The organism is Microbacterium sp. BWR-S6Y (assembly GCF_041379845.1).
GTDB classification, from domain to species: domain Bacteria; phylum Actinomycetota; class Actinomycetes; order Actinomycetales; family Microbacteriaceae; genus Microbacterium; species Microbacterium hydrothermale.
In genome coordinates this window covers 173235-194142 of record NZ_JBFECV010000008.1, presented here as the reverse complement: position 1 = coordinate 194142, position 20908 = coordinate 173235, and the positions used below count along the sequence as shown (strand labels likewise).

Sequence of the window (20908 nt, the reverse complement as noted above, 5' to 3'; positions counted from 1 at the left end):
TCCGGTTCACCCGGACCTGACCGGCGAGACGCGCTGTGACGCATCCCGTCGCCCCGTGGAGGCGATCCGTGCACAGCGTGTTCAGCGTCCTGAATCGCCTCCCCGCGTGCCGCTGCCGCGTCGGCGCCCGCTCCGATCCCGCGCAGACGGCCACCGGCCGGACCCGTGCGGACGGCCCACGAACGGTTCCACCCCGGTGTCCCGCGGGCAGACACGAGAAGACCCCGGATGCAAGGGCATCCGGGGTCTTCTCTTCTTTCAGCGGATCAGGCGTCGGTGCGCCGAGGGCGACGCATCGTCCACACCACGCCACCGGCGACCAGCAGGAACGCCGCGAGCAGACCCGCGCCCAGGGGCGCCTGCGCGCCCGTCGCCGCGAGCTGGCCCGCGGCCACGACGGTGATCGACACCGTGCGGATCACCGAACCGTCTGCTCCGAAGACGACGATCGAGTGCGCGCCCGCGGCCAGGTCGCCGGGGATCTGCACATCGAAGGTCACGCGGCCACTCGCATCGGCGACGGGGATGCCGGCGATGCGGATCGGGTTGCTGCGCAACTCCGCCGTGACCTGCTCCCCCGCGGCGAGACCAGCGACGCTCACGCGCACGATGCCCCCACGCTCGACCGTGGTCGTCGACACCGACACCGAGGGAACGGCACCCGCAACGCTCGAGGGCGAAGCGGACGGGCCGTCCGTGGGTGCGACGGTCGGTTGCGGCGTCGCGGTCGGGGTCGCCGACGCGGTCGGTCGCGGCGTCGCCGTCGGAGACGACGTGGGCGGCGGAGTCATCGTCGGAGACGACGTCGGCGCCGGCGTCGGCTCCGTCCTGTCGGGCACCTCGCGCGGAGCGACGCTCGAGAGCGTCGGCTTCACGGCCTGGAAGAGCCCGTCCGCACCGACCTCGAGGCGATCGATCGTCGTCTCACGGTTCGTCCCGCCACCGCCCGGGATCGCGAACCGGTGGTACGCGATGTACCACTCGTCCGTGCCCGGCACGTTGACGATCGAGCTGTGGCCCGTTCCGAGGATGCCCTGCGAGACGTCCTTGGCCAGGATCACGCCGCGGTACGTCCACGGACCGTCGATGCTCGTCGCCGTCGCGTAGCCGACGCGGTAGTCGGCCGAACCGGTGTCGTCGATCGAGTACGTCAGGTGGTACATGCCGTCGCGGTAGTTCACGAACGTCCCCTCGCGGAAGTCGTTCAGCCCCGAGATCGGCTTGATCGTGCCCGCCTTGATGCTCTTCATGTCATCGGAGAGCTCGCCGTAGACCGGGCTGCCGTTGCCCCAGAACAAGTAGTACTTCCCCGTCTTCGGGTCCTGGAACGCCGCCGGGTCGATCGCCTGTCCGCTGTGGACGCTCTCGCCGTTGGTGATCATGGGCTGCGACTCGGCGGCGAACGGCCCCTCGGGGCTGTCGGCCACGGCGACGCCGATCTCCTTGCGGTCGTCCTGCGGGTTGTGGCCGCTGAAGTAGAAGTAGTACTTCCCGCCCTTCTCGATGATCGTCGGAGCCCACGCGTTTCCGGTGGCCCACGGGACGTTGCCGTTCGCGCCGTCCAGCGTCAGGAAGGGCTTGTCGGAACGGGTCCAGGCGACGAGGTTCTTCGACTTCCACACGGAGAACGTGTTCCCGCCCCAGCCCGGGACGCCGTCGGTCGTGGCGTAGATGTAGTACGTGTCGCCGAACACCGCGATGTTCGGATCGGCGTACAGCCCCGGCAGCACCGGGCTCTTCATCTCCACGGCCTTGAACGTCCAGACCACGTCGGACAGCCCCTCGGTCTTCAGCGTCACCGTGATCGGCGTGCTCAGGTTGCGCACGGTCCCGGACGCCGGGGTGGCCGTCGTCCCGGATGCCGTCGTGAACGTGGGGCGCAGCTTCGCCAGGTCCGTTCCCGGCACGACGGGGAACAGCACCGTGCGGTTCTCGGCGTCGACGATCGGGGCGACCTTCAGCGCAGCGGCATCCTGCAGACCGACGCCTGTGAGCAGACCCGGGTTCTGGGCCGCGATCTCCTCCGGGCTCAACGCGCGGTTGAACAGCGCGAACTCGCGCATCTGGCCGCGGAAGAGGTTGTCGTCGTTGTACACCGACTTGCCGAGGTAGTTCGCCAGGGTCTTGCCCCCGCCGATGTCACCGGGGCGAACCGTCACGTTGGTGTTCTCGGCGACTTTCTGGCCATCGAGGTACAGTCGCGCGGTGTTGCCGCTCAACGTGTAGGTGAGGTGCACCCAGCGGTCGCGTGGCAGGGCGCTGGCGGCGGACGCGTTCTGCTCGCCGGTCCAGTTGCCCGTGGTGATGGCACCGCGGTACTGGCCGTTGCCGGTGGAGAACAGGTAACCGTTCCCCTTCCCGTCGCTGCCGGTGTTGCCGAACCCGTACAGGAAGTAGGGGTTCTTCTGCGCCGGGTCGATCCGTACCTCGGTGTCGATGGTGAAGTCGGTGACCCCCGTCAGCATGTTGTCGGGCAGATCGACGTAGTCGTTGCTGCCGTCGAAGGCCAACGCACCGTCCGAGAACGTCGCTCCGCCCTGGATCTGCGCGTCGCGGCCCGCACCGGAGCGGTCGTGCAACGTCGTGCCCGATCCGTCGGTGAAGTCGTACCGCAGCACCTCGCCCTTGTCGTTGGCCGTGACCGGGGTCACGGTCGGCTCGGTCGGGATGTTCTGGCGCAGGGCCGCGAGCTCCTCCGCGGTCACGGGCATGACGGTGCCGTGGCGCGGGCTGCTGGGCAGCTTGTAGTTGGCGGGGACCTGCCAGTTCGGGTTGGCGATGTCGGTGGTGGCCAGCGGGATGTAGCCGCGCCCGCCGTACTCGTCGACGAACAGGTAGTACTTGTCGCCGTTGACGTCACCCGGGTTGGACGTGAAGATGGTCGGGCCTTCGACCGCACCCGTGCCGGCGTTCTTTCCGATGCACGAGGTGACCTGCGTCCAGTCCTTCAGGGGGGCGGTCAGCACCGCCGAGCTCTCCTGGATGATGTCGCTGCAACCGGTGGTGCCCGCGCCCTCGTCCTTGGTGAAGCGCTGGTAGACGCCGTTCGCCTTGATGACGGTCGAGTCGATGCGGGAGATCCCGCCCTGCCAGACCTGCGGCTCGCTGAACGTCACGAAGTCGCGCGTCGTGGCGTACATCATGCTGTTGGGCACGTTCGCGGTGTGGTTCGGGTCGTCGGAGGGGTAGATCTTCGAGGCCCAGAACACCACGTACTGGCCGAGGCTCTCGTCGTAATACGCCTCCGGCGCCCAGGTGTTGCCTGCGGTGTCGGGCGAGACCCGCACGTGGCGCTGGTCGCTCCAGTTCACGAGGTCGTGCGATTCCCACACCTCGATGTACTTCGAGCCGACGGTCTGCGAGTCACCCCAGGAGGTGCCCCCGCCGATCGAGAGGTCGGTGGCGATGAGGTAGAACGTGTCCCCCTCGGGCGAGCGGATGATGAACGGGTCGCGCAGACCCTTCTCGCCGTACTTCGAGGTCAGCAGCAGCTTGCCGCCGTTGAGCTCGGTCCACGACAGCGCATTGTTGCCGTTGCTCGCGGCGAAGTAGATGTTCTCGCCCTCGACGGTGTTCCCGGTGAAGTACGCGAACGTGTAGCCCTCGAAGGCTCCGAGGTGCACGGCTTTGCGGACGTTGACGTCGATGTCGCGCGTGCGCGTCGCCGAGCCTTTCGTCACGGATGCCGTGAGCGTGACAGTCGTGTCGGCCTCGGGGCGCGAGACCACACCGGTGGTCGACACCACGGCCGGGTTCGAGCTCGTCCACGTCACCGCGAGACCGTCCGCGGTGGTCGGCAGGGTCAGGTTGCCGCGCGCATCGTCGGCGTTGACCACCGTGATCGCGGCGAGCGCCTTCTGCGCGGCGCCGGGGTCGTCCGGCATCGCCGGGACGGTCACGGCGAAGGTCGCGGTGTCCGTGGCCGAGCCGCGCGTCAGCGTGCCCGTCAGCGTGACCGTGGCATCCGCCTTTCCGGCCGCGGGGCGCGTGACGGCGCCCGTGGTCGACACGACCGACGGGTCGGACGAGGACCACGTGATCGTGGAGCCGTTCAGCCCGCTGCCGGGGAGGGCGAGGTCGGTCGTGACGGCGCTCAGGGCGCCGAGATCGAGCGCCGCCTTGTCGCGCGCGACGCGCTGCTGGTCGGTCGCGACGAGCGTCGTCACCTCTTCGGAGGTGAGGGCGTGGTCGTAGAGGCGGAAGTCGCGCAGGCTGCCGGCCAGACGCTTGTCGGGCGTGTAGTTCGAGCGCCCGAGATAGTTGGCCGTGGTCTTGCCCCCGCCGATCGAGCCGGGGGTCGTCGTGGTGTTGGTGTTCTCGGCGACCTTGACGCCGTCGAGGTAGAGGCGCGAGGTCTTGCTGCCCGCGTCGAGCGTGTAGGTGAGGGTCTTCCAGACTCCGCGGTCCAGGTTCGCCGAACCGCGGGTCTCCTGCTCGGTGGACCAGTTCCCGCTGGCGATGCCGGCGCGTGCCGGGTTGCCGGTGGCGAAGAGGTACCCGTTGCCGTACCAGTCCGTGGTGTTGCCCAGACCCCAGATGAAGTAATTGCCGGACTGCTCGGGGCGCACCAGGACATCCGTGCTCACCGTGATCGACGTGAGCCCCTGAAGGACGTCGTTGGGAAGGCTCACATAGTCGTCGGCGCCGTCGAGACGTACGCCGCCGGCACCGGCCAGCGCGGGTCCGCCGACGAAGGCACCGTCTCGACCGTTGCCGGACGCGTCGTGGGCGACGGATCCCGACGTCTCGTCGAGCGGGTAGGACACGACCAGCCCGGTCGTGGGGATGGCCGCATCCGCGGCTGTGGGAAGGACGATCGGCGCCGCGACCAACGCGGCGACGACCGGGACGGCGAGCGCCCAGGACGGGAGACGGCGGGGGAGCGCCGTCCGGGGGACGGTAGGCACGGGGGTGCGGGTCCTCTCGCGAATGCAACGTTGCATGGAGCCGTCGACGACGACCCCCAAATGTTAGCGCTCACACACCTGTTGACGTCAACACGATTTTCGGCGCGATGGCGCCTGGCGGACGTGCGCTCCGTCAGGTGCGCAGCGGGGCCGAGTCGCGCACGATGAGCCGCGTCGGCAGCGGGGTGCTCTCGCTGACGGTGTCGGGCTCCTCGACCATCAGCAGCACCTTCTGCATCAGGATCTCGCCCAGGGCGGCGAAATCCTGGCGCACCGTGGTGAGCGAGGGGAACAGGAAGGGAGCTTCGGGGACGTCGTCGAACCCCACCACGCCGATGTCCTCCGGCACGCGGAGTCCGCGCTCACGCAGGGCCGAGAGCACTCCGATCGCCATGTGGTCGTTGGCGACGAAGATGCCCTCGCCGGGGCTGAGGTCGGTCTCTGTCGCGATGCGGTAGCCACTCGCGGCCGACCAGTCCCCGTGCACGGGCGGTGTGGACTGCGCGCGGGCGGAGGCGACCTCCTCGCGCCAGCCGCGCAGGCGCTCGACCGCGTCGGGATTGCGCGCCGGACCGGCGATGTGGCGGACCGTGCCGTAGCCCGATTCGAGCAGGTGCCGCACCGCCGCGCGGGCGCCACGGTATTGATCGATCGCGACCAGACGCGGGTGGGGCCGACTGGTCGTGGCCGCGGCCACGATGGGCACGTCGATCTCGATCGCCTGCACCGCCGCGAGCACTTCGACGTCGACGACGATGAGCACGATGGCATCCACGCGCTGTTTGAGGAGTCCATCGATCGCCGCGCGGACGGCGGCGACGTCGTTCTGCGGCGAGCTGATGGCGTCCACGTTGTAGCGGGCGGCGCGGGCGGCGAAGTTGAAGTTCATCGCGATCGACGAGGGCCCGTAATCGACCGTGCCCGGGGTGACCAGACCGATCGTGCGCGTGCGCCGCGTGACGAGGGCGCGGGCCGCGGGCGACGGGCTGTAGCGCAGCTGCGCGATCGCCTGCTCGACGCGCGCCCGCGTCGCCGGGCGCACGTTCGGCATGTCGTTGAGCACGCGCGACACGGTCTGGTGCGACACACCCGCGAGGCGGGCGACGTCGAAGATGTTGGCGGTGCGCGAGGCCTTGTCTTCAGGCACCGGCGCCCCCGTCGGATGTCGTGTGGCCGGCGACGAGCGCGAGCAGCGCGTCGGAGGTGAGGCCCGTGGCCGGAACGATCTGCGCGAGCACCCCGTCGCGCATGACGGCCACGAGGTGGGCGACGCGGAGTACCTCGTCGAGCTCCGCCGAGATGTAGACGATGGAGAGGCCGTTGTCGCTGAGCTCCCCCACCAGCCGCTGGATCTCGGCTCTCGCCCCCACGTCGATCCCGCGCGTGGGCTCGTCGAGCACGATGAGCCGCGGCGACAGGGCCAGCAGGCGCGCGAGGAGCACCTTCTGCTGATTGCCGCCCGACAACGTCGAGACCGGCCGGTCGATGTCGGCGGGGCGGATGTGCAGCGCCTCGACCCAGCTGACGGCGAGTTCGCGGCGGCGCGCCGTGCTGAGCCGGTGGAAGATCCCCCGCTGCGCCTGGAGCGCGAGCGTGATGTTGTCGAGCACGCTGAGGTCGCCGATGATGCCCTCGGTACGGCGGTTCTCGGACGAGTAGGCCACCCGGCGACGGATGGCGTCGCGGGGCGATGAAAGGGGGGCCGGATCCCCGTCGACCGTCACCTCGCCCGCGTCGGGACGATCGACGCCCGTGAGAGCGCGCGCCAGTTCGCTGCGCCCCGAGCCGAGCAGACCCGCGACGCCGATCACTTCGCCCTCGGCGATGTCGAGGTCGGCCTCGCGCAGTCGAGTCCCGGATGCCACGCCGCGGGCGCTCAGCACGCTCGGGCCCTCGGCGGGCTCGACGAGGCGTTGGCCGAGCGGGGCGAGCGCGTCGGCCGCCGCTCCGAGCATCTTCTCGACGAGGTCGATGCGCAGCAGCTCGCGCGTGCCGTACTCGCCGACGAGCCGCCCTCCGCGCAGGACCGTGACGCGATCGCAGATCTCGTACACCTGGTCGAGGAAGTGCGAGACGAACACGATCGCGATGCCCTGCGCTTTGAGGTCGCGGATCACGCGGAACAGCTCGGCCACCTCGTCGGCATCCAGGCTCGAGGTGGGCTCGTCGAGCACGAGCACCTTCACCTCGGTCGAGACGGCGCGGGCGATCGCGACGAGCTGCTGCACCGCGAGGGGATGCGCCGACAGCACCGAGGACGGATCGACGTCGACGCCCAGGGCGGTCAACGCCTCGACCGCGCGCTCGCGCATCGCCCGATGGTCGATGACGCCCCACCGGCGGGGCTCGCGGCCGAGCGAGATGTTCTCGGCCACCGTGAGGTTGGGGAGGAGGTCGATCTCCTGGTAGACGGTCGAGATGCCGACCGCCTGCGCGTCTGCCGGCGACGAGAACCGCATCTCCTGACCGCCGAGCTCGATCCGACCGGAATCGAGGCGGAGGGCGCCCGTGATCGCTTTGATCAGGGTGGACTTGCCCGCGCCGTTCTCCCCCATGAGCGAATGCACCTCGCCCGGGTACAGCCGGAAGTCGACGTCGGACAGCGCCGATTCGACCCCGAAACGCACCGTCGCTCCGCGCACCTCGAGGAGGGGCGGAGCGACGGTGGACATGGGGTCAATCATGCCCGGGTGACGCGGTGATCGCTAACACGGCACGGGGGGCGTCACCGGCTGAGCGCGGAGCGCGACACGATGATCCGCTGCACCACCACGAACAGCAGGAGCAGGGCTCCGACCGTGATGCGCGTCCACGACTGCTCGGCGCCCGAGAACGAGATGATCGTGCGGATCAGGCCGTAGACGAACACGCCGATCATGGAGCCGAGGACGAAGCCACTGCCTCCGGTGAGGAGCGTGCCGCCGATGACGACCGCCGCGATCGTGTCGAGCTCCGTTCCCACGCCGTTCAACGGGTACCCCGCGCCGGAGTAGGCCGTCAGCACGATGCCGGCCAGCCCCGCGCACACGCCGCTGATGACGTAGACCGACAGCTTCGTCCGCACCACCGGCAGGCCCATGAGCCGAGCCGACTGCTCGTTGCCGCCGACCGCGTAGACCGTACGGCCGAAGCGCGTGTAGCGGAGCACGAACGCCGCGATCGCGACGGTCAGCAGGGCGATGACGCCCGTCGGGGTGATGTACCAGCCGGCGAAGGAGAACCTCGTGGACTGCAGCCACAGGATGCCGTCGTTCTCGACCTTGATCGACTCCAGGCTCACCACGAACGCGAGGCCGCGGGCGAGGAACATCCCGATCAGCGAGGCGATGAACGGCTGCACGTCGAAGAACTGCACGAGCACACCGATGAGCAGACCGATCGCGGCCCCGATGAGCACCATCGCGGGAACGGCCACGACCACGGGAACCCCGTCGCCGAGCAGCTTCGCGCACAGGATGCCGGTGAACGCCATGACCGCACCGACCGAGAGGTCGATGCCCCCGGTGAGGATGACGAAGGTCATCCCCACGGCCAACACGAGCAGGTACGCGTTGTCGAGCAGGATCGACGACATGATGCGCGGCAGCTGGAAGTTGGGGAAGGAGGCCATCGCACCGGCGATCATGATGATCAGGATGGCCACGGCGGCGAACACCGGGACCCACGAGATGTGACGGCTGAGGAAGCGACGGTACGCGCCGGCCGACGGCGCGGAGCTGCGCTCCGGGGCGGTGAGAGTGGTCATCAGGACAGCACCTTTGCGTCGGGACGGCGGGTGAGCGGACGGGAGGCGGAGCGGCCGGCCGTCCAGAAGAACGAGCGGAACCGCGGCGACTGCAGCAGCACCACGATGAGCACGGCCGCGGCCATGAAAACGGGGCTGACCGCGGGAGGGACGCCGAGGAAGGTGATCGTGCTCTTGAGCGTCTGGATGGTGAAGACGCCCACCACGGTGCCCGCGATGCTGAACTTCCCGCCCGCGAGCGAGGTCCCGCCGAGGACGACCGCGAGGATGGCATCCAGCTCGATGTAGAGCCCCGCCGCATTCGCGTCGGCCGCCATGATGTTCGAGCTGTACAGGATGCCGGCGATGCCCGCGAGCGTGCCGCTGGCGATGTAGGCGCCCCAGATGATGCCGCGCGACCGGACGCCGGCGAGGCGGCTGGCCTCGGGATTGATGCCGACCGCTTCGGTGAGCATGCCGAGCGCCGTCCGCCGCTCGAGGACGCCGACCACGATGACCGCGACGATCGAGACGTAGAACGCGAAGGGCAGGCCCAGCACGTATCCCTGCGCCATGAACTGGTACGGGTCGCTGTTGATCGTGGTGATGAAGCCCTTGGTGATGAGCAGGGCGACACCGCGGCCCGCGAGCATCAGCACCAGGGTGGCGATGATCGGTTGGATGCCGAGAACCGAGACGAGGAAGCCGTTCCAGACGCCGAGCAGCAGGGCAGTGCCGACGGCGGCGACGATCGCGATCATCACGACCCCGAGATTGCCTGGCTCGGGCGAGGCTTCGATGATCGTGAGCGCCACCGCGCCGGAGACCGCCATGATCGCGCCGACCGACAGGTCGATGCCGCGCGTCGCGATGACGAGCGTCATGCCGAGGGCGACGAGCATGAGCGGTGCGCTGTTGCGCAGGATGTCGATAAGCGACCCGTAGAGCTGGCCGTTCTGCACCGTGACGCTGAGGAACGACGGCCGCGAGATCGTGTTGACGGCGATCAGGGCGATGAGCGCCGCGATCGGCCAGACGAGGCGGTGCGTGAGGAGCTTCTTCATGCGATCTTCTCCCGATCGGACGGCGATGTCTCGGGGGCGGCGGAGGAGGTCGTCTCGACCTGACCTTCGGCGATATAGGTGACGAGGCCGTCGAGGTCGACGTCCTTCGTGGCCAGCTCGCCGATCTTACGACGGTCGCGCAGCACGGCCACGCGCTGGGCGAGGCGCAGGACCTCTTCGAGTTCGGACGAGATGAAGATGACCGAGAGACCCTTCTCGGCGAGTTCGGCGACCTTGCGCTGGATGTCGGCCTTCGCGCCGACATCGATGCCACGGGTGGGCTCGTCGAGGATGAGCAGCTCGGGCGCGGTGGCGAGCCACCGCGCCAGCAGCACCTTCTGCTGATTGCCCCCGGAGAGGTTGCGGATGAGGGCGTTCGGATCGGCCGGGCGGACCCCGAGTGCGGTGATGTACTCGTCCACGATGGCCTGCGTCTCCGCTGCTCCGACCCTGCGGAGCGCCCCGCGCCGGGCCTGCACCCCGAGGATGATGTTCTCGGCCACGGTGAGATCGCCGACGATGCCCTCGGCGCGACGGTCCTCCGACGAGAAGGCGATGCCGCGATCGAGTGCGTGACGGGGCGATCCTGTGCGCGCGGAGGAACCATTCACTTCGAGGGAACCACCGTCGGTGCGGTCGGCGCCGGCGATCAGTCGCGCGAGCTCGGTGCGCCCGGAGCCGAGGAGTCCCGCGAGCCCGACGACCTCGCCCCCGAAGACGTCGAGGTCGACGGGCTCGAGGGTGTTCTTGCGGCCGAGGCCGAGCGCGCGCAGCACCGGGGTGCCGGAACGGTCGACGGGTCGCTCGGCACTGGCGGAGATGGCATCCAGCTCGCCGAGCTCCCGCCCGATCATCTTGGCGACGAGTTGCTCGCGACCGAGGTCTTCGACGGGGTACTCCCCCACGAGCGTGCCGTTGCGGAGCACGGTCAGGCGGTCGGAGATCTCGTAGATCTGGTCGAGGAAGTGCGAGACGAACAGGATGGCGACACCGCGGTCGCGGAGGTCGCGGAGGTCGCGGATGACGCTGAAGAGCTGCTCGACCTCTCCGCGGTCGAGGCTGGAGGTCGGCTCGTCGAGAACGAGGACCTTGGTGTCGACGACCATCGCGCGACTGATCGCCACGAGCTGCTGGATCGCGATCGAGTGGCTCGCGAGGATCGACCGAGTGTCGATGCGCACACCGAGCTCGGAGAGATGACGCTCGGCGGCCGCGTGGGTCGCCTTCCAGTCGACCATGCCGGCACGTCGGATCTCCTGACCGAGCATGACGTTCTCACCGACGGTGAGGTTCTGGCAGAGATTGACCTCTTGATAGACGGTCGCGATGCCCGCCGCCTGGGCGTCGGCGGTGGCGCGGAAGAGCCGCTGCTCCCCGTCGACGCGGATGGTGCCGGCGTCGATGCCATACACACCGGTGAGGGCCTTGATGAGCGTGGACTTGCCGGCGCCGTTCTCACCCATCAGGGAGTGGACTTCGCCGGGGTAGAGGGTGAAGTCGACCCCGTCGAGGGCCTTCACTCCGGGGAAGGAGATGCTGATTCCTCGCATCTCCACCACGGCGGCCCGCGGGCTCGAGACCGCGGCAGCACGTTCGGATGTCATGCTCGATCGCTTTCTGGAATGCCGGGGGTGTGCGGGGCCGGGGTCGGCCCCGCACACCCGGGGACGGAGTGATCAGTACTTGCGGTCGGGCAGAGCGGCCTTGGCCTGCTCCTGGTCGAACGCCTGGTCCTCGACGATGTAGCTCTTGTCGACGGACTCCCCGGCCACGACCTTCTTGACCACCTCAGCGACCTTGTCGCCGAGCAGCGGGTTGCACTCGACGATGTAGTTGAACTCGCCGTCGGCCAGGGCCGTCATGCCGTCCTTGACCGCGTCGATCGTGACGATCTTGATGTCGGTGCCGGGCTTCAGGCCGGCGGCCTTGATCGCGTCGAGGGCACCGAGGCCCATGTCGTCGTTGTGGGCGAACAGCAGGTTGATCTGCGAGCCGTACTTCTGGAGGAAACCCTCCATGACCGTCTTGCCTTCGGCGCGGGTGAAGTTACCCGTCTGCGAGTCGAGCAGCTTGACGTCGGTGCCCTTGATGGCGTCGTCGAAGCCGGTGGCGCGGTCGGTCGCCGCCGACGAACCCGTGGTGCCCTCGAGGACGACGAGGTTGGTGGGCGTCTTGCCGAAGTTGTCGGCGACCCAGGTGCCCGCGGTCTCGCCCTCCTTCTTGAAGTCGAGACCGACCCAGCTGGCGTAGAGATCCTCGGATGCCGAGACCGTGCGGTCTTCGAGGATCACGGGGATGTTGGCGTCCTTCGCCTCCTTCAGCACGTCGTCCCAGCCGTCGGTGACGATCGGCGCGAGCACGATGGCGTCGACACCCTGGTTGATGAAGCTGCGGACCGCGGCGATCTGCGCCTCGGGCTTGTTGTCGGCCGCGTTGAAGATGAGGTTGAAGCCGTTGGCCTCGCTGAACGCCTCCTTCATCGACTCGGTGTTGGCGCTGCGCCATCCGCTCTCGGAGCCGGTCTGCGCGAAGCCGACGGTGATGACCTTGTCGTCGCCGCCCCCACCGGCACCGCTGCCGCCACCGGCGCAACCGGCCGTGGTCAGGGCGATCGCGCCCACCAGAGCGAGCCCGGCAAGAATCTTCTTCGCCTTCATGTTGAAACCTCCTCGTTTCGCCGGCACCGCTGCCGGTTCATGTGATGCAGCCCCTCGGGCGGGCTAACCCCTGAATGTTAGCGCTCACACAATCAGCCATGTCAAGGATCGTTTGCATCGTGAGTGTCGCGAATCGGTAAATGTGAAGCTTCACACCGGGCGCCGAGGATCATCGTCGACCGATCGGAGCGTGTCGCCGTGTTGCGCCCGACGACGCCCCGTGCCGCAGAAGCGCCTAGCGTTTGAGGTATGACTTCGCTTCCGCACGGCAACCCGGAGAGCACCCCCGCGATCGGCACCACGGTCTCGGCGGACGACTTCAAGCGCGCGTTCCGCGGCCACCCCGGCGGCATCGCGGTCATCACCGCCTACGGCGAGAACGGCCCCGTCGCCCTCACGGCCTCGAGCGTGTCGTCGGTGAGCGCCGACCCGCCGCTGCTGATCTTCTCGGTGTCGGCGCTGTCGTCGGCGACGCCCACGATCATCGCGGCCGACACCATCGTGGTGCACCTGCTCGACGCTGAAGACATCGGCCTCGCCCGCACCGCCGCCACCAGCGGCCTCGACCGCTTCGCCGACACCTCGACCTGGACGCGCCTGGCCACCGGCGAACCCGTGTACCACGGCGTGCGCGCGTGGCTGCGCTGCAAGATCGTCAGCCGGATGGATGCCGGCGGCTCGACCGTCATCGCCGCTCAGGCCCTGCAGGTCGACGTCGAACGCGACCTCGAGCCGGGCGAGCCCGGCGCGGCGCTGGTTTACCACAACCGCACCTGGCACCGCCTCGGCGAGCACTCGCGGCTCGACTGAACGGCGGGCGCGCGGCGCCCGAGCAGACGCCGCGGCGGCCGGATCGCGTGGTCGGGCCCATTCGAGCCGAGCCGATCAGTGCGCGGCGGGTTGCCCGCGGCGGACGAGCCGCTGCACGCCCGTGACCACCCCGACGATGATCAGGCCGAGCACGAGACCGAAGACCGCCGACATGGCCGTCTCCACGATCCACACGATCACCGGCCCCGCCGCCTCGATCGCGTGCGTGACCAGGTGGACGAGCTCGTAGGGTCCGGCCCAGAACGTCTCCTCGAGGTTCTGCAGCACGAGGTGCCCACCGACCCATAGCATCGCGACCGTCCCGATGACGCTGATCACGCGGAACACCGCGGGCATGGATGCCACGACCCGCACCCCGAAGCGCCGAACGCCGCGCGAGGGGCTCTTCATGAACCGCAGGCCGATGTCGTCGACCTTCACGAGGAGGGCGACGGCCCCGTAGACGACGAGCGTCATCGCGAGACCGATGACCAGGAGTGCGGCCAACGTCATCCAGATGCCCAGACCGGGATCGAGGCTGGAGAGGGCGATCAGCATGATCTCTGTACTGAGAATCAGGTCGGTGCGCACCGCACCGAGCACGAGCTTCTTCTCGTCGCGCGGTTGGTCGGCGTCGTGCTCGCCGTGACTCACCCCGAACCACTCGAGCACCTTCTCGGCCCCCTCGAAGCAGAGGAAGCAGCCGCCGATGATGAGCAGATAGGGCAGCACCCACGGTGCGAATGCGGTGAGCAGCAGCGCGATCGGGATGATGATCACGTACTTGTTGATGATGCTGCCGAGCGCGATCTTCCACACCACGGGCAGCTCACGCGCGGGAGAAAGCCCCTGCACGTACTGCGGGGTCACGGCCGCGTCGTCGATGACGACGCCCGCGGTCTTGGCACTCGCGCGCATGGCGGCGCTGAGGATGTCATCGACGACGGCGAGCAGACCGACCGACATGTGCGTATCTCCCGGGGGTGAGGATGCGACGCGTGCACGCCGCGGGACGACACTAGCGGGTGCCCCGGCACGTCGTGGCGGCTGGCGCCGGGGCGCCCTCCCCTGTCGATGCGCGTCGGGCCTGGCTAGGGTGAGGCTCACGGCATCGACAGGGAGAGCGCATGTCCTTCATCACGCGGGGTTTCGGCGGTCGACGGCGCGAGCGCGATCCGCGACTACCCCCGGGGCAGACACTCGTGTCGGATTGGCCGGTGCTGTCGGCGGGCCCCACCCCGTCGGTCGACACCGCCGACTGGGAGTTCGCGATCGGCACCGAGAACGGTGTGCACCGCTGGAATCTCGAGGAGTTCCAGGCCCTGGGCATGGAGGACGTCACGGTCGACATCCATTGCGTGACCCACTGGACCAAGCTCGACATGCCCTGGCGCGGCGTCTCGCTCGATCGCGTGTTCGCCGAGGTCGAGACGAGCCACCGCTACGCGATGGTGCACTCCTTCGGCGGGTACACGACCAACCTCGCCCTCGACGACCTGCTCGGGGGCAGGAGTTGGATCGCCTTCGAGGCGGACGGCGCCCCGCTCACCCCGGAGCACGGCGGGCCCGCTCGCCTTCTCGTACCGCACCTGTACTTCTGGAAGAGCGCCAAATGGGTGCAGGGACTCATCACGATGCCGGCCGACAAGCCCGGATTCTGGGAGCAGAACGGCTATCACCTGCACGGCGACCCCTGGCGTGAGGAACGATACGGGTGAGCCGGCGGGCGGCATCCTGGCACGTCGCGACCGTCGTCGAGACGCGCCCCGAGACCTCGACCGCGCGCCGCATCACGCTCGAGGTGCCAACCTGGCCGGGCAACGACGCGGGCTCGCACGTCGACGTGCGGCTCACCGCGCCGGACGGCTACCAGGCGAGCCGGTCGTACTCGCTCGCGTCGTCGGGCGAGGGCACGCGTCTCACGCTCGCGGTCGACGAGGTCCCCGACGGCGAGGTGTCGCCGTTCCTCGTGCGGGAGCTCCGCGAAGGCGACCGGATCGAGGTGCACGGGCCCCTCGGCGCCTACTTCGTCTGGACCCCCTCCGGCGACCCGACCCCCGTGCACCTGATCGCCGGCGGGTCGGGAGTGGTGCCCCTGTACGCCATGGCGGCCGCGCACGCCGAGAGCGACGATCCGGCCCCGTTCCGGCTGCTGTACTCGGTGCGCTCACCGGACGACATGTTCTTCCGCGCCGAGGTGGAGGCCCTCGCCGAGAGCGATGACCGTTTCGATCTGCAGGTCGTCTACACGCGACGCGCACCGGCGGGAACGACGACTCCTCCCGGGCGCCTGACCGCGGAGCGGCTGCGTACGGCCGTTCCCCCCGCCACCGCCTCCCCGCGCCTCTTCGTGTGCGGGCCCACCCCTTTCGTCGAGGCGGTCGCGGGATGGCTGGTCGAGGAGGGACATGCACCCGGCCGGGTGCGCACCGAGAGATTTGGGGGTTCGTGATGACACGTCTCGACGGCAATGCCCTCGCCGGCCGTTTCGCCGACCTCATGGGGTGGGATGCCACGGCCTCCGAGGTGCGCTGCACGCACTGCGGCATGCGGGGGCTCCTCGCGACCGCCGCGGTCTACATCTCCGCAATGGGCGCCGTCGTGCGATGCCGATCGTGCGACGCGGTCCTGCTCACCCTCGTCGACGCCCCGGACGGGCGCTCGTGGATGGGGATGCCGGGGCTGAGCGCGCTGGAGCTGAGGCGCGGGTGAGGCGCCGCGGGTGATTGCGTCTGCGCTCCGGGCGCGACCATACTCGCCCGAGGGGCGTCGCGCCGACCGTGCGCGAGACCGCGGACACGAGGGGTGGGCGATGGCAGCTGCAGAGCCGGGCTGGTACGACGACGGGTCGGGACGGATGCGCTGGTGGGACGGCGCGCAGTGGACCGACCGATTCCAGGAACCGACGGCGCCGCAGCCGGGCATCGCCGGCATGGTCGCGCGAGCTCAGGCCGACGCGGTCGCCGGGGCGCAACCCCGTCCCGCTCAGAACGGCTGGAACTACGTCGTCCTCCAGGTCGTGCTGAAGGAGAAGTTCTTCGGAACCGGTTCGGGCAACCTCACGGAGCTCGAGAACGTGATCAATCGGCAGGCCGCCCTCGGCTACCGCCTGCACACGATCACCACCGCCTCGTCGGGCAGCACCGGTTTCGGGGGCGGCGACCGTATTCAAGCCACGATGGTGTTCGAGCGCCAGGGGTGACACCCGTGACCAGAAAAGCCCCGGCGAACCGGGGCTTCTTCTGCGGAGACGGAGGGATTTGAACCCTCGGTCCCCTTACGGGGACTCCACCTTAGCAGGGTGGTGCACTAGGCCTGACTATGCGACGTCTCCAGGCGCCCGACCTTGCGGCACGAGCACACCGGTCCATACTAACCGGATGCCACCCGGCATCCGAAACCGAAGTCCGGATGCCGGGTGTCGCAGCCGCGCGTCACTGACGCACGTTGCCGTTCGAGCAGGTCGCCTGCGCGGCGGTCTGCCCCGCGATGCCCTCGGGCAGCACGACCGCGTCGGACGTGGGCGCAGGGCTCGCGGTGGCGTCGGCGCCCGCGGTCGGGGCGTCGGTCGGGGCGTCGGTCGGCGCGGGGGTGGCGGTGTCGACCGGAGCAGGGGTGGCGTTGGCGTCGGCGATCACGCCGTTACCGTCGCTCAGGTTGCCTGACAGCTGCAGCGGCTGGTTCGCGGCGAGCGCGGCCCACAGGGTGTCGGCATCCTCAGAGTCGGGGACGACGCGGTTCGGGTTCGACGGGTCGGTGTAGGTCGGGTACTGGATGAACACGATCTCGCTGAAGGGGACGTCCTTCACCGCGGAGGCGATCTGCACGAGCGTCAGCGGGTTGGTGAGGGAGGTCGAGGGGTCGACGTTGCGCAGCGCGGTCGAGGCCAGCTTGTACAGCGTCGCCGGGTTCGACAGCACCTCCTGGCTCTTCAGCTTGTTCGCCAGTCGAGACATGTACTGCTGCTGGTTGGAGATGCGACCGAGATCGCCGCCGTCGCCCACGCCGTGGCGCGTGCGCAGGAACTGCAGCGCGTCGAGACCGACGACGGTGCGCATGCCGGCGGGCCAGTCGATCCCGGTGTACGGGTCTTTGATGCCGTTGGCGATGCAGACGTCGACGCCGCCGATGGCATCCGTGATGTTGATGACGCCGCCGAAGCTCACCTTCGCGGCGAAAGGGATCTCGAGCCCGCTGAGATCGGAGATGGTCTCGACCACGCAGGAGAGACCGCCGTACGAGAACGCGCTGTTGATCTGCTGCTTGCTCATCGCGGAGTGCTCGACTCCGTCTTTGTCGGTGCACGACGGGATGGGGACCATGAGGTCGCGCGGGAACGAGATCACGGTCACACGGCGCGGCGCGTCGGAGATGTGCACGAGCATGTTGACGTCATTGAGGCTGCCCTCGGAGTCGGCCCCGGTGCACCGGTCGCCGAACAGCTGGGCGAAGTCGGGCTCGCACTCGTCGGTGCCGATGAGCAGCATGTTCACGCCGCCCTTGAGCTCCCCGAGGTCCGGGGGAACGGCCGGCTGGTTCTTCAATTCGACGGCGTCGGCCGTGAAGCTGCGGGTCAGGTCGATCGCAGCGTAGGCCAGCACCGTCCCACCCGAGACGAGGAGCACGGCGAGCGCGATCGCGAGTCCGCGGAACAGCTGGCCGAGCGGGCCGGGAGACCGCAGCCGCCCGTGGCGCGCGACGGTCCTCTGACCGCGCGGGGTGTTCGTCTTGCTCACTCGGGTCCTTTCACGACGGATGCCACCGGCCCGGCAGCACGTCGACTCCGGCGCGGCAGTCCGAAGTCGCAGCAATACTAGGGATCCGCGGCTGTGAATGCCGTGAGGACCGGGCGTTTCAGCCGTTCAGCCGGGCGACATCCGCGCGTCGGCGGTGGCCGGTGGCGTGCGCCGACGAAAGAAGGCGGGCGCGTGGACGACGCTCTCGACGTTCGCGGGCCTCATCATCCTCCTGGTCGCGACGAGCCTGATGGGCCTCGCGGCGGCCCTCCGCAATCGCGACCGAGCGGAGGATCAGGGTCGATAGGCGTCACGACGATGGGTGATCGAGACGATCTCGATCAAGACCCGGTGATCGATGATGCGGTACAGCACGCGATACTCGCCCCGACGAGCCGAGAACAACGGGGCGAGCGGCTCCCGGAGCGGCTTGCCGAGCCGTCGCGGGTTTTCGGCCAGCACACCGACGATGAACTCGAACGCGGCGGCCGCGACCTTCTCCGGGAGGTCGATCTCGAGTGCTCGACGCGCACCCCGCGTGAAGACGACCTCGTAGGTCATCGCGAAAGACGACCGCGGGCGACCATCGCAGCCCTCACCTCGTCCGCCGTCGACACGTCGCCCGCAGCCAGGTCGGCCAACCCCTCCCGAACCGCGGCGACCTCGTCGGGGCGGCTGAGCACATCGACCGTCTCGATCAGCGCGTCGTAGTCGTCAGCGCTCATCAGGACGGCGACATGGTCGCCGTTCCGCGTGATGTCGAATCTTTCGTGCGTCGTAACGGCGGACTCGACGAGCTTGGACAGGTTGGCTCGCGCCTCCGCGAGCGGCAGCGTGGTCATGTACAGAATTGTAGCGTTCGAGGTCGTTCGCGTCTGGCCCGATGGACATCCGCGACGCGCGGAGCCTCCGGCGGCGTCGGCCCAACTCCGTTCGACTCCCGCTCGACCGGTCATAACGAGAGAACGCGGACCCCTGCGGGGCCCGCGTTCTCTCGTGGCGGAGGGTGTGGGATTCTCCCCACCGCCCCTCCACGCGCCGCTCCGCGACGCGCGGAGCCTCCGACGGCGGGGGCCCAACTCCGTTCGACTCCCGCTCGACCGGTCATAACGAGAGAACGCGGACCCCTGCGGGGCCCGCGTTCTCTCGTTGCGGAGGGTGTGGGATTCGAACCCACGGGACATTGCTGCCCACTGGTTTTCAAGACCAGGTCCATCGGCCGCTCGGACAACCCTCCCGAACGAGCCGAGTCTACCGAGCCCCGCCGACCGGTTCGCGCGAGGCCGCCCGGTGGAGACGACGGGCTCCCCGTCCAGCCCCGGTCGCGGGCCGTCGCCCCCAGCTAGCGTCGACACCATGTCCCTCGCCACGCGCAGCCCCCTGGCATCCTTCTTCCTCCGCCTCGGGAGGCAGGTCTGGGTGCGGGCGGCGATCTTCACGCTCATCGCGATCGCGGTGGCGCTCGCGGCGCGCTTCATCGGTCCGCTGCTGCCGTTCACCTTCGGCTTCGACCTCGCCGACGACTCGGTGGGCTCCCTGCTGCAGATCATCGCGACGGCCATGCTCACGGCGAGCACGTTCTCGGTGACGGCGATGGTGACGGCCTTCTCGTCGGCGACGACGACGGCGACGCCCCGGTCGACGCAGCTGCTCATCGCCGACCCGACCTCGCAGAACGCCGTCTCGACGTTCGTCGGCGCGTTCGCCTATTCGCTGGTGGGGATCGTCGCGCTCTCGACCGGGTACTACGGGAGCCAGGGCCGCACGATCCTGTTCGTGTCGACCCTCGTCATCATCGCGATCGTCGTGGTCACCCTCCTGCGGTGGATCTCGCACCTCGCCACCTTCGGCCGAATGGCCGACGTGATCGATCGCGTCGAGAACGCCGCGACGACCTCGCTCGAGGCCTACGCGCACTCCCCCGCGCTCGGAGCGCGCCCCGCGATCGACGTGCCGGCGGATGCCACGGCGATCCATGCCGAACGGGTGGGATACGTCACGCACGTTGACGTGGCCGGCCTGCAGCGGCTCGCGCAGCAGCACCACGTCGACATCCACGTGCGCGCGACGCCCGGGCGCATCGCGGACGCGCGCGTGCCCCTCGCCGCGGTCGTGGGAGACGCGGATGACGACGTGAGCGAGGCGGTGCGCCGCGCCTTCCGCATCGAGCACCACCGCACCTACGAGCAGGACCCGCGGTTCGGCGTGATCGCCCTCACCGAGATCGGGAGCAGGGCGCTGTCGTCCGCGACGAACGACCCCGGGACCGCGATCGAGGTGATCGCGTCCCTGCAGCGCGTGTTCGCGCGCGCGCTCGCGGTCGATCGCGACGACGAGGTCAGGCACGATCGGGTGTTCTTCCCCCCGGTGCGCCTGAGCGACCTCGTCGACGACGCCTTCCGCCCCCTGGCCCGTGATGGCGCGGACAGCATCGAGGTGCAGGTGCGCCTGCAGAAGTGCCTCGCCTCGCTCGCGGCATCCTCCCCCTCTCGCGCGGAGGTGTTCCAGGATGCCGCCCGCTCCGCGCTCGAGCGAACGCGGCGGACGCTGCCGCGTGGCGACCGGGCGACGCTGCACGACGCCGCGCGGACGGCGTGGGGTCAGCCCTCGCGGCGCCCGCTCGGTCGGCGCCGCTGAGAGCCGCCTATGCCCGCGGTATCCATCCGCCACGCACCCGCGCCGGCGCCCGCCGACCGGAGTAGACCGGACCTCATCAGCCCACCACGACCCGTCGGGCCGTCTGAGATGAGGAGGCACTCATGATCGTCACCACCCTGTCTTCGCAGATCGTCCTGGCGGTGTTCGCGCTCGTGTACGCGGCATCCGTGCTCGCCACCGTCGTGGCTCTGCGCGACCCGCACAACACCGTCGGCCTCAAGGCCACGTGGGCCGTCGCCCTGCTGCTCCTGCCGCCGGTGGGACTGGTGGCGTGGGAGGCGTCGCGCATCGTGGACCACCGCGAAGACGCCGTGCGCGCCCGGCACGCGGCGCACGTCTGAGACGCGGTCCC

19 protein-coding genes and 2 tRNA genes are annotated in these 20908 nt (G+C 69.3%); 8 read left to right on the top strand and 13 right to left on the bottom strand.

Annotated features, from left to right (window positions below; translation table 11 throughout):
• Window positions 1-266: 266 nt before the first annotated feature.
• The 7 genes from AB1K56_RS16450 to AB1K56_RS16420 form a co-directional block, all read right to left on the bottom strand.
• A complete protein-coding gene (locus AB1K56_RS16450) occupies window positions 267-4907 on the bottom strand; it encodes a family 43 glycosylhydrolase (RefSeq protein ID WP_371206532.1) in 4641 nt (1546 codons plus the stop codon).
• Window positions 4908-5040: 133 nt separating this feature from the next.
• On the bottom strand, window positions 5041-6054 hold the full coding sequence (locus tag AB1K56_RS16445) for a LacI family DNA-binding transcriptional regulator (protein WP_371206531.1): 1014 nt from the start codon (window positions 6052-6054) through the stop codon (window positions 5041-5043).
• On the bottom strand, window positions 6047-7579 hold the full coding sequence (locus AB1K56_RS16440; RefSeq protein ID WP_371206530.1) for a sugar ABC transporter ATP-binding protein: 1533 nt from the start codon (window positions 7577-7579) through the stop codon (window positions 6047-6049). The genes AB1K56_RS16445 and AB1K56_RS16440 overlap by 8 nt, the downstream gene beginning before the upstream one ends.
• A 53-nt stretch (window positions 7580-7632) precedes the next feature.
• Window positions 7633-8652 carry a sugar ABC transporter permease YjfF gene (locus AB1K56_RS16435; protein ID WP_136587417.1) on the bottom strand — a complete coding sequence of 340 codons (1020 nt, stop codon included), beginning with the start codon at window positions 8650-8652 and terminating at the stop codon, window positions 7633-7635.
• Window positions 8652-9695 carry an ABC transporter permease gene (locus tag AB1K56_RS16430; protein ID WP_371206529.1) on the bottom strand — a complete coding sequence of 348 codons (1044 nt, stop codon included), beginning with the start codon at window positions 9693-9695 and terminating at the stop codon, window positions 8652-8654. The genes AB1K56_RS16435 and AB1K56_RS16430 overlap by 1 nt, the downstream gene beginning before the upstream one ends.
• Complete coding sequence (locus AB1K56_RS16425; protein WP_371206528.1) at window positions 9692-11299, bottom strand: sugar ABC transporter ATP-binding protein; 1608 nt, start codon at window positions 11297-11299, stop codon at window positions 9692-9694. Before AB1K56_RS16425 ends, AB1K56_RS16430 begins: the two co-directional genes overlap by 4 nt.
• A gap of 72 nt (window positions 11300-11371) precedes the next feature.
• On the bottom strand, window positions 11372-12352 hold the full coding sequence (locus AB1K56_RS16420) for an ABC transporter substrate-binding protein (protein ID WP_264632225.1): 981 nt from the start codon (window positions 12350-12352) through the stop codon (window positions 11372-11374).
• Between the two features lie 249 nt (window positions 12353-12601).
• On the opposite strand from AB1K56_RS16420, the gene AB1K56_RS16415 reads away from it, so the two are divergent.
• Entirely contained in the window at window positions 12602-13162 is a 561-nt protein-coding gene (locus tag AB1K56_RS16415) for a flavin reductase family protein (RefSeq protein WP_136587413.1), read from the top strand.
• 75 nt (window positions 13163-13237) lie between these two features.
• Here AB1K56_RS16415 and AB1K56_RS16410 read toward each other — a convergent pair whose 3' ends face one another.
• Complete coding sequence (locus AB1K56_RS16410) at window positions 13238-14128, bottom strand: DUF808 domain-containing protein (protein ID WP_371206527.1); 891 nt, start codon at window positions 14126-14128, stop codon at window positions 13238-13240.
• Window positions 14129-14289: 161 nt separating this feature from the next.
• Here AB1K56_RS16410 and AB1K56_RS16405 point away from each other — a divergent pair, with 161 nt between their 5' ends.
• The 4 genes from AB1K56_RS16405 (at window position 14290) to AB1K56_RS16390 (ending at window position 16364) form a co-directional block, all read left to right on the top strand.
• Complete coding sequence (locus tag AB1K56_RS16405; protein ID WP_371206526.1) at window positions 14290-14880, top strand: molybdopterin-dependent oxidoreductase; 591 nt, start codon at window positions 14290-14292, stop codon at window positions 14878-14880.
• Window positions 14877-15614, top strand: a complete 738-nt coding sequence (locus AB1K56_RS16400) for a ferredoxin reductase (protein ID WP_371206525.1) — start codon at window positions 14877-14879, stop codon at window positions 15612-15614. Before AB1K56_RS16405 ends, AB1K56_RS16400 begins: the two co-directional genes overlap by 4 nt.
• Entirely contained in the window at window positions 15614-15874 is a 261-nt protein-coding gene (locus tag AB1K56_RS16395; protein WP_136587389.1) for a DUF6510 family protein, read from the top strand. The genes AB1K56_RS16400 and AB1K56_RS16395 overlap by 1 nt, the downstream gene beginning before the upstream one ends.
• Before the next feature lie 100 nt (window positions 15875-15974).
• Window positions 15975-16364, top strand: a complete 390-nt coding sequence (locus AB1K56_RS16390; RefSeq protein ID WP_264632220.1) for a DUF2510 domain-containing protein — start codon at window positions 15975-15977, stop codon at window positions 16362-16364.
• A 43-nt stretch (window positions 16365-16407) separates the two neighbouring features.
• On the opposite strand, the gene AB1K56_RS16385 is transcribed toward AB1K56_RS16390, so the two are convergent.
• Both AB1K56_RS16385 and AB1K56_RS16380 read right to left on the bottom strand, forming a co-directional pair.
• Window positions 16408-16496: transfer RNA gene (locus AB1K56_RS16385), tRNA-Ser, on the bottom strand.
• 100 nt (window positions 16497-16596) lie between these two features.
• Window positions 16597-17898: an LCP family protein gene (locus AB1K56_RS16380; RefSeq protein WP_371206524.1), complete on the bottom strand. Its 1302-nt coding sequence runs from the start codon at window positions 17896-17898 to the stop codon at window positions 16597-16599.
• Window positions 17899-18064: 166 nt separating this feature from the next.
• Here AB1K56_RS16380 and AB1K56_RS16375 point away from each other — a divergent pair, with 166 nt between their 5' ends.
• Window positions 18065-18205, top strand: coding sequence for a hypothetical protein (locus tag AB1K56_RS16375; RefSeq protein ID WP_371206523.1), 141 nt, complete (start codon window positions 18065-18067; stop codon window positions 18203-18205).
• Here AB1K56_RS16375 and AB1K56_RS16370 read toward each other — a convergent pair.
• The 3 genes from AB1K56_RS16370 to AB1K56_RS16360 form a co-directional block, all read right to left on the bottom strand.
• On the bottom strand, window positions 18193-18459 hold the full coding sequence (locus AB1K56_RS16370) for a type II toxin-antitoxin system RelE/ParE family toxin (RefSeq protein ID WP_371206522.1): 267 nt from the start codon (window positions 18457-18459) through the stop codon (window positions 18193-18195). The two genes, AB1K56_RS16375 and AB1K56_RS16370, sit on opposite strands and share 13 nt — an antisense overlap.
• On the bottom strand, window positions 18456-18740 hold the full coding sequence (locus AB1K56_RS16365) for a type II toxin-antitoxin system Phd/YefM family antitoxin (protein ID WP_371206521.1): 285 nt from the start codon (window positions 18738-18740) through the stop codon (window positions 18456-18458). Before AB1K56_RS16365 ends, AB1K56_RS16370 begins: the two co-directional genes overlap by 4 nt.
• Window positions 18741-19050: 310 nt before the next feature.
• Window positions 19051-19135: transfer RNA gene (locus AB1K56_RS16360), tRNA-Ser, on the bottom strand.
• Window positions 19136-19254: 119 nt separating this feature from the next.
• On the opposite strand from AB1K56_RS16360, the gene AB1K56_RS16355 reads away from it, so the two are divergent.
• Together AB1K56_RS16355 and AB1K56_RS16350 are read left to right on the top strand one after the other, a co-directional pair.
• Window positions 19255-20535, top strand: a complete 1281-nt coding sequence (locus AB1K56_RS16355) for a DUF2254 domain-containing protein (protein ID WP_371206520.1) — start codon at window positions 19255-19257, stop codon at window positions 20533-20535.
• A 122-nt stretch (window positions 20536-20657) separates the two neighbouring features.
• Window positions 20658-20897, top strand: a complete 240-nt coding sequence (locus tag AB1K56_RS16350) for a PLDc N-terminal domain-containing protein (protein ID WP_371206519.1) — start codon at window positions 20658-20660, stop codon at window positions 20895-20897.
• Window positions 20898-20908: the final 11 nt, after the last annotated feature.

What these genes read in the sequence shown, in the direction of transcription:
- AB1K56_RS16440 (WP_371206530.1), bottom strand. Translation starts at nt 7,579, where the DNA reads ATGTCCACCGTCGCTCCGCCCCTCCTCGAGGTGCGCGGAGCGACGGTG.
- AB1K56_RS16435 (WP_136587417.1), bottom strand. Translation starts at nt 8,652, where the DNA reads ATGACCACTCTCACCGCCCCGGAGCGCAGCTCCGCGCCGTCGGCCGGC.
- AB1K56_RS16430 (WP_371206529.1), bottom strand. Translation starts at nt 9,695, where the DNA reads ATGAAGAAGCTCCTCACGCACCGCCTCGTCTGGCCGATCGCGGCGCTC.
- AB1K56_RS16425 (WP_371206528.1), bottom strand. Translation starts at nt 11,299, where the DNA reads ATGACATCCGAACGTGCTGCCGCGGTCTCGAGCCCGCGGGCCGCCGTG.
- AB1K56_RS16420 (WP_264632225.1), bottom strand. Translation starts at nt 12,352, where the DNA reads ATGAAGGCGAAGAAGATTCTTGCCGGGCTCGCTCTGGTGGGCGCGATC.
- AB1K56_RS16415 (WP_136587413.1), top strand. Translation starts at nt 12,602, where the DNA reads ATGACTTCGCTTCCGCACGGCAACCCGGAGAGCACCCCCGCGATCGGC.
- AB1K56_RS16410 (WP_371206527.1), bottom strand. Translation starts at nt 14,128, where the DNA reads ATGTCGGTCGGTCTGCTCGCCGTCGTCGATGACATCCTCAGCGCCGCC.
- AB1K56_RS16405 (WP_371206526.1), top strand. Translation starts at nt 14,290, where the DNA reads ATGTCCTTCATCACGCGGGGTTTCGGCGGTCGACGGCGCGAGCGCGAT.
- AB1K56_RS16395 (WP_136587389.1), top strand. Translation starts at nt 15,614, where the DNA reads ATGACACGTCTCGACGGCAATGCCCTCGCCGGCCGTTTCGCCGACCTC.
- AB1K56_RS16390 (WP_264632220.1), top strand. Translation starts at nt 15,975, where the DNA reads ATGGCAGCTGCAGAGCCGGGCTGGTACGACGACGGGTCGGGACGGATG.
- AB1K56_RS16370 (WP_371206522.1), bottom strand. Translation starts at nt 18,459, where the DNA reads ATGACCTACGAGGTCGTCTTCACGCGGGGTGCGCGTCGAGCACTCGAG.
- AB1K56_RS16365 (WP_371206521.1), bottom strand. Translation starts at nt 18,740, where the DNA reads ATGACCACGCTGCCGCTCGCGGAGGCGCGAGCCAACCTGTCCAAGCTC.
- AB1K56_RS16355 (WP_371206520.1), top strand. Translation starts at nt 19,255, where the DNA reads ATGTCCCTCGCCACGCGCAGCCCCCTGGCATCCTTCTTCCTCCGCCTC.
- AB1K56_RS16350 (WP_371206519.1), top strand. Translation starts at nt 20,658, where the DNA reads ATGATCGTCACCACCCTGTCTTCGCAGATCGTCCTGGCGGTGTTCGCG.